Origin of the sequence: Enterobacter sp. YSU, assembly GCF_016082135.1 — a bacterium.
GTDB lineage: Bacteria > Pseudomonadota > Gammaproteobacteria > Enterobacterales > Enterobacteriaceae > Enterobacter > Enterobacter hormaechei_C.
Window position 1 is genome coordinate 1,691,645 of record NZ_CP059487.1, and the last position, 13,944, is coordinate 1,705,588.

14 protein-coding genes are annotated in these 13,944 nt (G+C 54.2%); 8 read left to right on the plus strand and 6 right to left on the minus strand.

Annotated elements, in window-relative coordinates:
- Window positions 1-159: 159 nt before the first annotated feature.
- A complete protein-coding gene (locus H2Z33_RS08190; protein ID WP_015569912.1) occupies window positions 160-402 on the plus strand; it encodes a ribbon-helix-helix domain-containing protein in 243 nt (80 codons plus the stop codon).
- Window positions 403-404: 2 nt separating this feature from the next.
- A complete protein-coding gene (locus tag H2Z33_RS08195; protein WP_017382676.1) occupies window positions 405-776 on the plus strand; it encodes a type II toxin-antitoxin system VapC family toxin in 372 nt (123 codons plus the stop codon).
- Window positions 777-815: 39 nt separating this feature from the next.
- Here H2Z33_RS08195 and fdhE read toward each other — a convergent pair whose 3' ends face one another.
- The 4 genes from fdhE to fdnG are packed head-to-tail and all read right to left on the minus strand — an operon-like array spanning window position 816 to window position 6,339.
- Entirely contained in the window at window positions 816-1,745 is a 930-nt protein-coding gene (fdhE, locus tag H2Z33_RS08200) for a formate dehydrogenase accessory protein FdhE (protein ID WP_003861956.1), read from the minus strand.
- Window positions 1,742-2,377, minus strand: coding sequence for a formate dehydrogenase cytochrome b556 subunit (fdoI, locus tag H2Z33_RS08205; RefSeq protein ID WP_003861958.1), 636 nt, complete (start codon window positions 2,375-2,377; stop codon window positions 1,742-1,744). The genes fdhE and fdoI overlap by 4 nt, the downstream gene beginning before the upstream one ends.
- On the minus strand, window positions 2,374-3,276 hold the full coding sequence (gene fdxH, locus H2Z33_RS08210; RefSeq protein WP_014072386.1) for a formate dehydrogenase subunit beta: 903 nt from the start codon (window positions 3,274-3,276) through the stop codon (window positions 2,374-2,376). The genes fdoI and fdxH overlap by 4 nt, the downstream gene beginning before the upstream one ends.
- 12 nt (window positions 3,277-3,288) lie before the next feature.
- Window positions 3,289-6,339, minus strand: a complete 3,051-nt coding sequence (fdnG, locus tag H2Z33_RS08215) for a formate dehydrogenase-N subunit alpha (RefSeq protein ID WP_085929672.1) — start codon at window positions 6,337-6,339, stop codon at window positions 3,289-3,291.
- Between the two features lie 371 nt (window positions 6,340-6,710).
- On the opposite strand from fdnG, the gene fdhD reads away from it, so the two are divergent.
- The 6 genes from fdhD (at window position 6,711) to H2Z33_RS08245 (ending at window position 12,849) form a co-directional block, all read left to right on the plus strand.
- Entirely contained in the window at window positions 6,711-7,547 is an 837-nt protein-coding gene (fdhD, locus tag H2Z33_RS08220) for a formate dehydrogenase accessory sulfurtransferase FdhD (protein ID WP_023295636.1), read from the plus strand.
- Between the two features lie 114 nt (window positions 7,548-7,661).
- The gene (locus H2Z33_RS08225; RefSeq protein WP_032651998.1) at window positions 7,662-7,874 is read left to right on the plus strand and encodes a DUF1471 domain-containing protein; all 213 of its coding nucleotides are present in this window, start codon (window positions 7,662-7,664) and stop codon (window positions 7,872-7,874) included.
- A 464-nt stretch (window positions 7,875-8,338) separates the two neighbouring features.
- Complete coding sequence (locus tag H2Z33_RS08230; RefSeq protein ID WP_063135443.1) at window positions 8,339-9,046, plus strand: DUF1120 domain-containing protein; 708 nt, start codon at window positions 8,339-8,341, stop codon at window positions 9,044-9,046.
- A gap of 76 nt (window positions 9,047-9,122) precedes the next feature.
- Window positions 9,123-9,809 (plus strand): fimbria/pilus chaperone family protein, encoded by a 687-nt coding sequence (locus tag H2Z33_RS08235; RefSeq protein WP_063135444.1) that lies wholly within the window; start codon window positions 9,123-9,125, stop codon window positions 9,807-9,809.
- Window positions 9,810-9,835: 26 nt separating this feature from the next.
- A complete protein-coding gene (locus tag H2Z33_RS08240; RefSeq protein WP_063135445.1) occupies window positions 9,836-12,259 on the plus strand; it encodes a fimbrial biogenesis usher protein in 2,424 nt (807 codons plus the stop codon).
- On the plus strand, window positions 12,250-12,849 hold the full coding sequence (locus H2Z33_RS08245; RefSeq protein WP_032103440.1) for a hypothetical protein: 600 nt from the start codon (window positions 12,250-12,252) through the stop codon (window positions 12,847-12,849). Before H2Z33_RS08240 ends, H2Z33_RS08245 begins: the two co-directional genes overlap by 10 nt.
- 42 nt (window positions 12,850-12,891) lie before the next feature.
- Here the strand turns inward: H2Z33_RS08245 and H2Z33_RS08250 are convergent, their stop codons facing one another.
- Window positions 12,892-13,215 carry an AzlD domain-containing protein gene (locus tag H2Z33_RS08250; protein WP_015569921.1) on the minus strand — a complete coding sequence of 108 codons (324 nt, stop codon included), beginning with the start codon at window positions 13,213-13,215 and terminating at the stop codon, window positions 12,892-12,894.
- Window positions 13,215-13,874 (minus strand): AzlC family ABC transporter permease, encoded by a 660-nt coding sequence (locus tag H2Z33_RS08255; RefSeq protein WP_015569922.1) that lies wholly within the window; start codon window positions 13,872-13,874, stop codon window positions 13,215-13,217. The genes H2Z33_RS08250 and H2Z33_RS08255 overlap by 1 nt, the downstream gene beginning before the upstream one ends.
- Window positions 13,875-13,944: the final 70 nt, after the last annotated feature.

Below are 13,944 nucleotides of genomic sequence, written 5' to 3' on the forward strand. Positions count from 1 at the left end.
CTGGTTTACAGCAGATGAAAACAGAGAAATGTTGAGAGGTGCATATTGTGGAAAGTGGCTCGCAAAATCGATCATTCCCTAAAAAACGTCCTTTCACCCTAAATTGATAAAGAGTATTTTGCCTGAAAATTAACCAAAGATGATATACTAAGGTGATATATGAGCGTTTTGGCGGAACTTGATATGGGCAGAATACTTATTGATTTGTCTGATGACGTGATTCAACGTTTGGATAATCTCAAGCAATTGCGAAATCAGCCACGTGCTGAACTGCTTCGGGAAGCGATAGAACTGTATCTCGACCAGCAGAGTTCTTCTGTTATCCGAAATGCGCTTGGTCTGTGGGGAGACAGAAAAGAGGACGGGCTTGAGTATGAACGCAAGCTGCGTGAGGAGTGGTAATCATGGAGCACATGGCAGTGTTTGATACCAATATTCTCATTGATCTCTTCAACAACCGTATTGAAGCTGCGGATGCGATTGAGCATACCGCGTCGCATCGTGCCATCAGCTTAATTACCTGGATGGAAGTAATGGTGGGCGCTCGCAGGCATGGTCATGAAGCGAAAACGGCAGCCGTTATGGGCGCTTTTGAAATTATTGATGTGTCTCGGGATATTGCGGAAAGAAGCGTTTTACTACGTGAGAAGCATGGAATGAAACTGCCTGATGCTATCATTCTGGCCACAGCGCAGAGCAGAAAATGTCCGTTGATTTCTCGCAACACGAAAGATTTTGCGGGTATTGACGAGGTCCTTACGCCTTACCAGGTGTAGGCCGGGCAAGCTCGCGCCGCCCGGCACTCTCACAGGAGATTACTCCCCTTCACCCGGGAACAGGAACGGGTTGATCGAGCTGCGGGCAAAGCCCTCCTGCTCCATCTTCGCGTCCAGAATCAGCGAGGCGAGATCGTCGGCCACGGCTTCGACTTTCGGGTCTTTTTCCTGATACAGAATCTTCAGGTAGGTCCCGCAGTCGCCGCAGCTCTCCGCTTTCACCGCCGCGTCTTCATTTTCCAGCGACCAGTAGTTCAGATCGCGGGTCTGTTCGCAGTTGCTGCACTTGATGCGCACCACGTGCCACTCGGTTTCACACAGGTTGCAGTGCAGGTAGCGCAGCCCCTGAGTGGTGCCGATTTGCACCATGCTGGAGACCGGCATTGAACCACACACCGGGCAGAACTGGCGCGCTTCGCCGTATTCGGCGCGGGCTTTACCTGGAATCAGGCTCGCCATTTGCGCCCAGTAGAGCGACAGCGCAGCCCAGATGAACGGCGCTTTATCGCTGCTCACCAGTGAGAAGTCGGAAGCAAACAGCGCGCTCGCCATCTCTTCCAGCTCCTGATCGGAGGCTTTTTCCAGGTTCTCAATGACTGCCAGCGCCGTGCCGCTCATCTCGGGCTTCAGCTCGGCGATCAGGGAATGCAGCAGCTTATGCCAGTGCTTGTCGCGCGGCAGGACGTGAATATCCAGCGGCGGTTTGCCCTGCTCGTTGGCTTCTTTGATGCGTGCGGTCAGGTCCATTTGCAGCGGATGGTCGTACAGCACCACTTCCTGCGCATGGGCGACCAGCGCGGCAAAACGCAGAAAATCGCCCAGCGGGTTGTTCTCTGCCAGCTCGCGCAGACGCTCTGCGCGGCGGTTGTAGAGGTTCTTGAGTCTGGGGAATAACAACGGCGGAATATACTCCGCCGTACGTTTCTCGCTCGACCCCAGCTCATCTTGCGGGATTATGCGAATACTCATTCAGATGACTTTTCCTGTTTCTGGCGGACTTCTCGGTACCAGCGCGGGTGATGTTTCTTCGCCCACGTTTTGGTGACCCAGCCTTCCACCATCGCGGTAATGGTGCCTTTCACCCAGAGGGCGGCGTAAATATGCACCATGATAACCACAATTAACGCCACTGCGGCAAATGAATGCAGCATCAGCGCGAATCGGATCACCGGGATTGAGAAAGCAGGCGCAAAGTACGGACGCCAGATGATCACGCCGCTCACCAGCAACAGGACCAGGAAGATAATCGCCGCCCAGAATACGCATTTCTGGCCGAAGTTATAACGCCCGGTATCACCCACTTCCTCGTTGACGACGATCTTACGAATATTCTTCGCCCAAAAGATATCATCCCGATTGATTAGGTTATGGTGCCAGTAACGGAAAAACATGATGATGAACGACGCGAACATGATGACGCCCACAAACGGGTGCAGTATACGCGCCAGCTGTGGTGTCCCCATGATCTGCATCAGCCAGTTGAAGGACGGGAAGAAGAACCCCAGCCCGCTTATCGCCGCCAGCATGAAGCAGAAGGCGGTGACCCAGTGGTTGATGCGTTCCGGCGCGGTGTAGCGCACGATGGTGTCACGTTTTCTCATTTGCGCACCTCGTCTTTCTCTTCATGCAGGTTGTCGTCTTCCTCTTCCGCACGGTTCGGACCAACGCCGACGTAGTGGAAGATGCTCGCTGCGAAGGTGGCCGCAAAACCGACCGCGGCCAGCGGTTTCCAGATGCCTTTCCAGAACTTCACGGTCGCGCTGATTTCCGGGTTCTCCGGCAGGCCGTGATACAGGTTCGGCTTGTCGGCGTGGTGCAGCACGTACATCACGTGCGTACCGCCAACCCCGGCCGGATCGTACAGGCCCGCGTTATCGTAACCACGAGTTTTCAGCTCGCCCACGCGCTCTGCCGCCAGCGTTTTCATATCCTCTTTGGAGCCAAAGTGGATAGCGCCAGTTGGACAGGTCTTCACGCACGCTGGCTCCTGGCCGACATTTACGCGGTCAACGCACAGCGTACATTTGTAGACGCGGTTGTCTTCCGGGTTCAGGCGCGGCACGTCAAACGGACAACCCGCGATGCAATAGCCGCAGCCAATACACTGCTCGGACTGGAAGTCGACGATGCCGTTGGCATACTGAATGATAGCCCCTTCTGACGGACACGCCTTCAGGCAGCCCGGATCCGCACAGTGCATACAGCCATCTTTGCGGATAAGCCATTCCAGTTTGTCGTTCTGCTCCACTTCCGAGAAACGCATTACCGTCCAGGACTTGGCGGTCAGGTCCGCCGGGTTGTCGTACACCCCGACGTTGTGACCCACTTCGTCACGGATGTCGTTCCACTCTGAACAGGCCACCTGACAGGCTTTACAGCCGATACAGGTGGTCACGTCGATAAGCTTCGCCACTTCCTGCTGGTGGTCCCGCGCCTGAGGCGCGGGCGTGAAACCGTTAGTCGCGGAACGACGGATAATGTCTTGAGATTGATAAGCCATAAGTCGTCTCCGTTACACCTTTTCCACGTTCACGAGGAAGGCCTTAAACTCCGGCGTCTGCGTGTTCGCATCACCGACGAACGGCGTCAGGGTGTTCGCAATGAACCCTTTCTTCGCCACGCCCTCATAACCCCAGTGAATTGGGATGCCGATGGTATCCACCTGCTGACCGTGAACGTTCAGCGTGCGAATACGCTTGGTCACCACCGCCTTGGCTTTGATGTAGCCGCGGTTAGAGGAGACCTTCACGGTATCGCCATGGGCAATGCCGAGTTTGTTCGCCAGCTTCTCGCCGATCTCCACAAACTGCTCCGGCTGCGCGATGGCATTCAGCAGCGCGTGCTTGGTCCAGTAGTGGAAGTGCTCGGTCAGACGGTAAGTGGTGCCGACATAAGGGAACTTGTCCTTTTTACCCAGCGCTTCAAAATCGCCTTTGAAGATGCGGGCTGCCGGGTTAGAGACCACGTTCGGGTGCAGCGGGTTAGTACCCAGCGGCGTCTCAAACGGCTCGTAGTGTTCCGGGAACGGACCTTCCGCCATCTTATCGATAGCAAACAGGCGCCCCATCCCTTCAGGCTGCATGATAAACGGCCCGACATCGCTGCCCGGTGCGGCAGTGCTGTAGTCCGGAATATCCACGCCGCCCCATTTCGCGCCGTCCCACTTCAGTAGCTGACGCTTCGGATCCCACGGGTTGCCTTGCGGGTCAGCTGAGGCGCGGTTATAGAGGATGCGGCGGTTAAGCGGCCATGCCCATGCCCAGCCCAGCGTATTGCCGAGGCCCGACGGGTCGGCGTTATCGCGGTTGGCCATCTGGTTGCCTTTTGGCGTCCAGCTACCGGCAAAGATCCAGCAGCCGCTGGAGGTCGTACCGTCATCGCGCAGGTGCGCAAAGGTGCTGAGCTGATCGCCTTTCTTCGCCAGCACCGCACCGGTCGCCGGGTCGATAACGTCCGCCAGCGCCTTACCGTTGCTCTCCATCGCCACTTCTTCCGGAGACGGATTCTCTGGCGTCGAGTAGTTCCAGGTCATGTTCAGCACCGGCTCAGGCGTTGCGCCGCCTTCAGCCGCGTACATTTTACGCAGACGTAAGAAGATACCGGCCAGGATCTCGCCGTCGTTCAAGGCGATGCCCGGGGCATCCGCGCCTTTCCAGTGCCACTGCAACCAGCGGCCGGAGTTGACGATAGACCCGTTCTCTTCCGCGAAGCAGGTAGACGGCAGACGGAACACTTCGGTCTGAATCTTCGACGGATCGACATCGTTCGACTCACCGTGGTTCTGCCAGAACGTCGACGTTTCGGTATTGAGCGGGTCAATCGTCACCAGGAACTTCAGCTTCGACAGAGACTCGACAACCTTGTTCTTGTTCGGGAACGACGCCACCGGGTTAAAGCCCTGGCAGATATAGCCGTTGACCTGGCCCTGGTGCATCATTTCGAAGTACTGAAGTACGTCGTAACCTTTGTCCCACTTCGGCAGCCAGTCAAAGCCCCAGCTGTTTTCTGCCGTCGCCTTGTCGCCGTAGAAGGCTTTCATCAGCGAGACGAAGAACTTCGGATAGTTGCCCCAGTAGTTCACCTGGCCTTCGAGCAGCGGTTTTGGCGTGCTGGCCGTCAGGTAGGTTTGCAGGTCGGTCTGTTTCTCGCTCGGCAGGTTCATGTAACCCGTCAGGCTCTGAGACAGCAGGCCGAGGTCGGTCAGACCCTGAATGTTGGAGTGACCGCGCAGGGCGTTCACACCGCCGCCTGCCATCCCCATGTTGCCGAGGAGCAGCTGAACCATCGCCATGGTGCGGATGTTCTGCGCGCCGATGGAGTGCTGCGTCCAGCCGAGCGCATACAGGAACGACGCGGTTTTATCTTTCGCGCTGGTTTCCGCTATCAGCTCGCACACCTTCAGGAAGTCCGCCTTCGGCGTCCCACAGATGTTTTCGACAACCTCCGGCGTATAGCGGGACACGTGCTCTTTCAGCAGGTTCCACACGCAGCGCGGGTGTTGCAGGGTGGTGTCGCGCTTCGCAAAGCCGTTTTCGTCCAGCTCGTAGTTCCAGCTGGTTTTGTCATATTTACGTTTTTCGGCGTCATAACCGCTGAACAGGCCATCTTCGAAGTGGTAATCCTCACGCACGATCAGGCTGGCGTTGGTATAGGCTTCGGTGTACTCGCGGTTATATTTTTCGTTGGTCATCAGGTACAGCAATACGCCTGACAGGAAAGTGATGTCAGTACCTGAACGAATAGGGGTGTAGAAATCCGCCACTGACGCTGTACGCGTAAAGCGGGGATCGATCACAATCAGCTTCGCGCCGTTGTGGATTTTGGCTTCCATCGCCCAGCGGAACCCGACAGGGTGCGCTTCAGCGGCGTTACCGCCCATCACCACAATGAGGTTGGCGTTTTTGATGTCGACCCAGTGGTTGGTCATCGCACCGCGACCAAATGTTGGAGCAAGACTTGCTACCGTTGGTCCGTGTCAGACACGCGCCTGGTTGTCGACCGCGAGCATACCGAGTGCGCGCGTAAATTTCTGGGTTAAATAGCCGGTTTCGTTACTCGACGCTGAAGCACACAGCATGCCGGTGGAGAGCCAGCGGTTAACGGTGGTGCCTTCGGCATTCTTCGCGATAAAGTTGGCATCGCGGTCTTCTTTCATCAGCTTAGCGATGCGATCGAACGCTTCCTCCCAGCTGATTTGCTGCCATTTGTCAGAGCCGGGAGCGCGATACTCAGGAAACTTCAGGCGGCTTTCGGAGTGGATAAAATCTACCAGACCGGCCCCTTTCGGACACAGCGCACCACGGTTGACCGGGTGATCCGGATCGCCTTCGATGTGGAAAATGGATGCTTTGGCGTTTTTCGCACCGTCGCCGAGGCTATACATTAACAGCCCACAGCCGACGGAGCAGTACGTACAGGTGTTACGGGTTTCGCGGGTGCGCAGCAGTTTATACTGCCGTGTTTCCGCCAGCGCTACACCGGGCGCAAAGCCCAGTGCCGCCGCCGTGGTGCCTGCCATACCGCCAGCGCAGATCTTAAAGAACTGCCTTCTGCTGACCTGCATGGGTCACTCCTTGGTTCATTACGACATTGCTATGTAGTTTTACTTTGCGGTTGAGAATTAACCGCAAAGGAGAAAAATTTGCATTAATCCCTCATTTCTCCGAGGGATAAGCCCAGAATACCACAATGTCGGTACGCCTGTTCTAACGGGGTTAAAACAAAGTGAACGTATTATCACGGCATTGATTATAAAATGTGATATCAATCACATTTTATCCTGTGCATGTTAAAGAGGTGTAGCAGCTGATCGGTTGCACCCCTCCGTATTGAGTAGGAGAATGGTTGCTGAAAAGTTGATCCATACTATGCGTAAGGCCTGCCGTTTGTGTTGCAATAGCAGGCTCACTTCCGTGGTTGTTCAGGAATACCGTTGTGTCTAAACAAAACCGTGCTGCCCACGTGTCGCCACTGCCTGCGGGCATTGTGGAACTGTCGGTACACAGACCGCCTCACATTTCACATGCCACGCCGGATTTTCTGGCGGAAGAGGTCCCCGTTGCCCTGGTTTACAACGGGATTTCGCATGTGGTGATGATGGCTTCGCCGAAAGATCTGGAACTGTTCGCCATAGGTTTTTCCCTCTCGGAAGGCATCATTGCGCATCCGCAGGAGATCTACGGTATGGATGTGGTTCAGGCCTGTAATGGCCTTGAAGTACAAATCGAACTCTCCAGTCGTCGCTTTATGGGGCTGAAAGAGCGCCGCCGGGCGCTGGCCGGACGCACCGGCTGCGGCGTGTGTGGCGTTGAACAGCTTAACGATATCGGTAAGCCCGTCGCGCCGCTGCCGTTTACCCAGACTTTCAACCTCGGTAACCTCGACAAAGCCCTGGAGCACCTCAATGATGTCCAGCCCATAGGTCAGCTGAGCGGCTGTACACATGCTGCGGCGTGGTTGCTCCCGTCGGGCGAGATCGTCGGAGGTCATGAAGATGTGGGCCGCCATGTGGCGCTGGATAAGCTGCTGGGCCGTCGCGCGCGTGAAGATGCCGTCTGGCAGCAAGGGGCCGCGCTCGTTTCCAGCCGCGCCAGCTATGAAATGGTGCAGAAAGCGGCCATGTGCGGCGTGGAGATCCTGTTTGCGGTGTCGGCTGCGACAACGCTGGCGGTCGAAGTGGCAGAGCGCTGCAACCTGACGCTGGTGGGGTTCTGCAAGCCGGGCAGGGCGACAATTTACACCCATCCGCAGCGATTAATTGTTAATCAGTAATTTTGAATGAGTATAGCAAAACCTTCCGCTTTTAGTTGTTCATGATGAGGGCTAGTATTTGTTTCATCAAGGCACGGTGCCTTATCTAAACAACTTAACGAAAAGGTTTATCTCATGAAAAGCATCAAAACTTTTGTCGCTTTAATCGCTCTGGCTACTTCTTTCGGTTCTTTCGCTGCGCAGACTGTGACTGCATCCGCCTCTACGCTGGATGGTGCAGAAGCTAAAATCGCCGCACAGGCTCAGGAAGCGGGCGCGTCATCCTACAAAATTACCCAGGCATTCACCGGTAACCGCGTACACATGACCGCTGAACTGAACAAATAAGTCATATAGCCGCTGTCCCTTGCTTTTCGGAGCAGGGACAGGTTTCATTCTTCTTCCTTCTGCTTAATTTTCTTTTGACTCCTCCCAAAACAGTCATATCCTCCTGGATAAACCTTATTAACTAAATAAAATAAGTAATAATCCGCTTTTTAATGTGACTTTTGTTTAAAAAACAACAATCCCATAAGTATATCAAATAAATGGTCTGGCCAGTTGATTCCTTGTATTTATTCAATGAATGTTTTTGGCGGTTGCATTCGGTTATTTTAAGTTTCATATATAAAATATTTATTATTGATCTTGAGATTTAAGGAATTCCTCAGGCTCTAATCCTAAAACGTTTTGGGGTTATTGATCTGAGCTATCTGTAATGCTACTTTCTAAAACAATGTTTAGTAGTACCCCCTTAGGCCAAATATTAATTATTTGGCATATTTTGTATTTCACTTTTATAAGGAAATTAAATGAACGCGATGTTTAAAAAAGGAATGCTGGCGTCCGCGCTGGCTGTCGTGGCGTCCTCTGCTCTGGCAGCTTCCAGTGTTGATATTCAGGTGACGGGTAAAATCGTCCCCTCTTCCTGTACGCCTACATTTATTAGCGGTGGTGGTATTGCCGATTATGGCACGATAAGTGCGTCTTCACTGAATTCCACTTCGGCTACACCATTGGCGGATGTTAAAATTATTCCTGTTTCCATTACCTGTGAAGAGGCCACCCGCATTGCAGTAATGTTTAATGATGCCCATGCAGACTCAGGACCAACTCAAGTTTTGCCGACCAGTTTTATTGATACGGAATTTGGGAGAGAGGCGTACCAAACCGCCGGGCTGGGTATGTACAATGGTAAGAAAATTGGTGCCTACTCATTAGGGATTCAGCTTACGAAAGGCGCTGTCACGAACGACGCAGGCGATGAACTGTATCCTACTGCATCGCGCGATAACGGAACAACGTGGGCAACAACAGGCGGACAGCGCTATTTAAAAGTAAACACAGACAAAAGCGAATTATATTCCTTCAGTGACACATTGGGCGGCACGCCTGTCGCACAAACCAAGGTTAACTTTAATGTGGGTGTCGCCGCGATGATTAACCCAACCGATGATTTAAATATCACGGATGAAGCCACCCTGGACGGCTTAACCAACGTTGAGCTGGTTTATCTGTAATCGCACCCACGCATCATGAAATACCTGACACCCCACTCCGGCGGGGTGTCATTACCAATATTAATGGACTAATATTATGCTGCTTTTAAAGAGAACGCTGATCTGTGCCTGCCTGCTGGCCTCATTTAACGGTATGGCTGCCGGGATGGTGCCGGATACCTCGCTGCTTATTGTCAATGAAGACAAGCAGGGGGCCAGCATGGATGTTAAAAACACGGATGCTGAAGCACAGCTGCTGTACACCAAAATTATTGATCTCCCGGACGACCCCAAGCCGGGCCTGTTTGCCACGCAGCCGGTTGTGCGCGTAGATGCGGGTAAAACCCAGCGCGTACGTTTTGTGCTGAAAAGCAGCGCTGAGCCGCTGAAGGTGGAACATTTCAAGCGTGTCATTTTTACCGCTATCCCTCAGCGTGAAAAAAATAAAGTTAAAGTGGTGTTTAGCCAGAACCTTCCCGTCATTATTCACCCGGCTGGCCTGGCGGTAAATATTGAACCCTGGAAGGCACTCACCTGGCAGATAAAAAATGGCAATGTCACGGTTGAGAATAATACGCCTTGTGTCGTCCGACTGGAGCAAAAGGTGAAATTAATGGCCTCGGGTACGATCGCGACATTAGCTAAGACTTACATTCTTCCTGGCGAAAAAATGATGGCCAGCGCCCCAGCCAAAATATCAGCATCCGAAAAACAAATCGAAATCTATCCGGCAACGCGTTATGGCTATAAGGCAGGGAATTATATCGCCGACCTTCAGCAATAAAATCACTTAACAAACATGGAGTAGTTATGTTAAACGGTTCCTGTAAAAAGGGAATGCTCGTGTTTTGCCTTAGCGTGCTGGCATTTAATATTCGGGCTGAGATTTCCTCTAATGCGAATGAATCTCTGGAACTGGCGCGAGCCATATTTGACAGCGATGCTTTAAAAAATAACGGGCTTGATCCGGCCATTGCGGATTACTATTCCCTCACTCCCCGTTTTACCCCTGGCTACCATAATGTGACGGTTAATATTAATGGTAAGCAGCGCAATATTATGCCCGTGAAATTTGATGAGGAAGGAGCGCCCTGTATTGATAAAGCGTTTCTGGAAAACGCGGGCCTGATTAAACAGACGAAAAGAGGCACCTGCCCGAAGATTTATCACTACTGGTCCGGATCAACGATTCAGACTTCGCCGGATATTGATGAAATATCGGTTGTTGTACCGCCTGAAGCGATCGACCCTGATTATGACCGACAGTTCGCCGAGGTGCGTGGCGGACGTGCAGCCATGCTGAATTACTCCATGTTTGGCACCCATAATCACTATGATGATGAGAACGCTGACCGTTTCCAGTCGACCTTTGAAATGGGCTTTAATGCCGGAGACTGGATTGTGCGCAGCACGCAGTTCATTAGCGACGGCAGCGATCAGGATTTTGAGGTTGACTCCCTCTACACCTATGCCCAGCGTACCTTTACCGATTATGGCGTGATGGTGCAGGGTGGCCAGATTAACATCGCCAACAGCCGCTTCAGTATTCCGGGAATTTACGGGGTCCAGATGATGCCGGATACCGCACTCACTCCTCAGGTGGGGACGGGCGTCGAAGTCAGCGGTATTGCCCGTAATCCGCAGGCGCGCGTCGATATCCGCCAGGGCGGACAGCTTATTTACTCAACGCTGGTTCCTGCCGGTCCGTTCAACCTGGATGACGTGCCGCTGGCGAACCTCAACACCGACCTGAACGTAACGGTCACCGAGACTGACGGCAGCGAAAACCGATTCACTGTCTCGGCAAGTACGTTCCGCAGCAATCATATAGGCCGTGCCCCGGGCTTTACGCTGGCTATGGGCCGCGTTGAAGACATGGACTCACGCTTTGAAAATCCGTGGGTGGTGTCCGCCAACAACGGCTGGTCTGTCAATAAGCGTGTCAATTTCCTGGCCGGTATGGTGATGGCGGATAACCACTATTATGGCTTCTCCGGCAACCTCGATACCATACCGATGCAGAACCTGTATGCCTCGTTGGGTTTTCTGGCGTCAATAGACAACCAGACGCAAACTGACGGCAACAAAACGACGCTGGATCTGGGTTACTCCCTGCCGTGGGGCATTGGGCTTTCGCTGGGCGGTAGCTATGGTACACCGGACTATCGCGAGATGGCGGAACTTTACGGCGACGATGACGATATGTCGCAAACCAAATACGACACCAGCGTCGGTATCAACTGGTCGAGTACCACGCTGGGCCGCTTTTCCCTCAGCTATTATCGCAACGAGAGCTGGAACAGCGACTATGACAGTCGCCGGTTTATCTCGTCGTGGTCACAGACTTTTAAATACTTCAACGTGAGCGTGAACTGGGAGTCGGATGTCAGCCGGCACGACAGCAGCGACAACGATCAGTTTTACGTAAACGTGTCGATCCCGCTGGGACGCTCAGGCGTGACAACCAGCTCCTGGTATCGCGAGAGCGAAGGTAAGCGTTCTTACGGCACGCGGGCGATGGGCTCGCTCAACGCTGAGAACCAGTACACGGTGGGGGTCACTCAGGACCAGGAAGAGAACATCACCAGCTGGGACAGCTCGCTGAACAGTAATCTGCATTACACCAACCTGGCGCTGGCGGCAGGAGGAGATAACGACAGCAATACCAACTACTCAGCAGCATTAAGCGGCGGGATTGTCGCCCACAGCGACGGGGTGACCTTCTCGCCTTACCGCGTGACCGATACGTACGCCATTGCCAGACTGGATAAACCGGTGGCTGGTATCGAGATAGGTACCCCGCGCGGCGCGGTATGGACCGATAAATGGGGCCAGGCGATTATTCCTGCGCTGTCGCCGTTCCGTGAAAGCACGATTGAGATCAACACGGAAAGCCTGCCAGGCAATCTGGACGTAAGAAATGGCAGAACAGCGATCAAAGCGTCTCACGGCGCTGTGGCGAAGTGGGAGTTTGCGACGTTAAGCCAGCGCCGCGTGCTGCTCAGTATACGCCGTGCGGACGGTACGCCGCTGCCGGAAGGTGTCTCGATTGTGGACGCGGCAGGGGAGTATGTGACGAGTGCGCCAGAAGACGGCGTGATCTTCCTGAACGATATCTCTGCCAGCCAGCAGCTGTATGCGAAGCTGGATGAAGGGCGTTGCAGGCTGACGTACACCCTGCCGGAGGCAGAACCGAATAAATTCTATGAAGAGGTGACAGGGAAATGTCTCTGAATAACGTTCGTCAATACGCGCTGATGCTTATGCTGCTCTGCGGCGCAGCGGGACTTTCGGGAATGGCGCAGGCCGATGACGGCGCCTGTGAAATGATGTCGGCGGTGAAGAAAGTCGATTACGGGCGCTACCGTAAAGAGGATATGCGGCAAACGTCCGCTGAGCATATTGGCAAAGTGTATAACGGTTATGCTTCTGTGACGCGTGAAGTTCAGGTTTCGGTGCTGTGTCCGGATGCGCGCAAAATGCGCCTCTCCGTAGACGGGATTGCCCGACAGAACCTGGCGTATCGTTTTACGGATAACGGCGCGATGAAAATCGAATTTAAAGATGGGCGGGTAGACGGGAACCCCGTACAGCTGGCCGCGGTCGATATCGGCGCGGTTGCCGTTCAGGGTGGCGCATCGCAGGTGACGCTGAAGCCGGAAAAAGCGCTGGCTGCGGTTAACGGCACGGAAGTGGCGGGCGAGCAGTTTGTCGCCACCATGATGATCACGACCTACCTTTCAGACAAGGCATTTAGCGTTACTAACACCACGGATTTTGAAGAAACGCTGACGCTTAACGTCGATACGCTTCCTGCGCATTAACCCCTCAGATGCCCGGCAGCGCTGTTCTGTCGGGCATTTTTCTTAGTGGATCCCCGCCAGACGCAGCAGCGCCGTCACCACCGCCGCCGCGACGATCACCACAATTAACGGCATTTTGCGCCAGGCCAGAAACACCGCGAACCCCACCCCCAGTACGCGCGCCATCCCGGCAAAATGGTCCCCTTCATAAAACGTTGTTGCCAGCGCGACGGAGAACAACAAAACGGTTGCCGCGTCTGAAAGCAGCGCCTGCGACCGTTCAGAAAGCGCCAGCCGGCTACCGAGTTTCGCCCCGCCGAGACGCATCAGATAGGTTCCGGCAGAAAGAATGGCGATGCCGAGAATAAAGACCGTCATGTTTTCCATTATTTTTTCCTCGCGGCAAGGCCGAGCAAAGAGAGCAGCACCGGCAGGCCAACCGGCGCAAACGGTACGGCGGCCAGCGACAACACTGCGCCGCTACAGGCGCGGATCAGCGTGGTACGGTTTTTAAATGCCGGCACCACTAACGCCAGCAGGATCGCCGGGAACACCGCGTCCAGCCCGATGGTTTCCGGATCTGGCAGCAGCTTGCCGACCATCGCGCCCAGCACCGCCCCCAGCGGCCAGATGATTGCCACGCCCAGGCCGCACAGCCAGTAGGCCGCTTTACGCTGCTCGGCGGTTTTTTGCGACAGGCCGAACACCACACTTTCATCATTCATGATATGACAGCCCAGAAAGCTCAGGCCGCGCTTGCCCACCAGTTCACGCACCGTAACGCCGAACGGCACATGGCGCGCGTTAACCAGTAAACCGGCCGCTGCCGCTGCCAGCGGATTGCCGCCGCTCGCCACGATGCCGATAAACATAAACTCGGATGCGCCTGCCAGCACCGTGAGGGAGAGGACAAACGGCACCCACAGCGGGAAACCGTAGGCCATCGCCAGTGAGCCATAAGACATGCCGACCACGCCCACCGCGAGGCAGACCAGGACGATCGCTTTTATCGTGTCGCCTTTCAGGCAAGAGAGGTGATTCTTCATACCATTTTAGCCATATCGAACGTATTTCCATTATAATGAACGCATCAGAAACGTTTTACAAGACGAACGA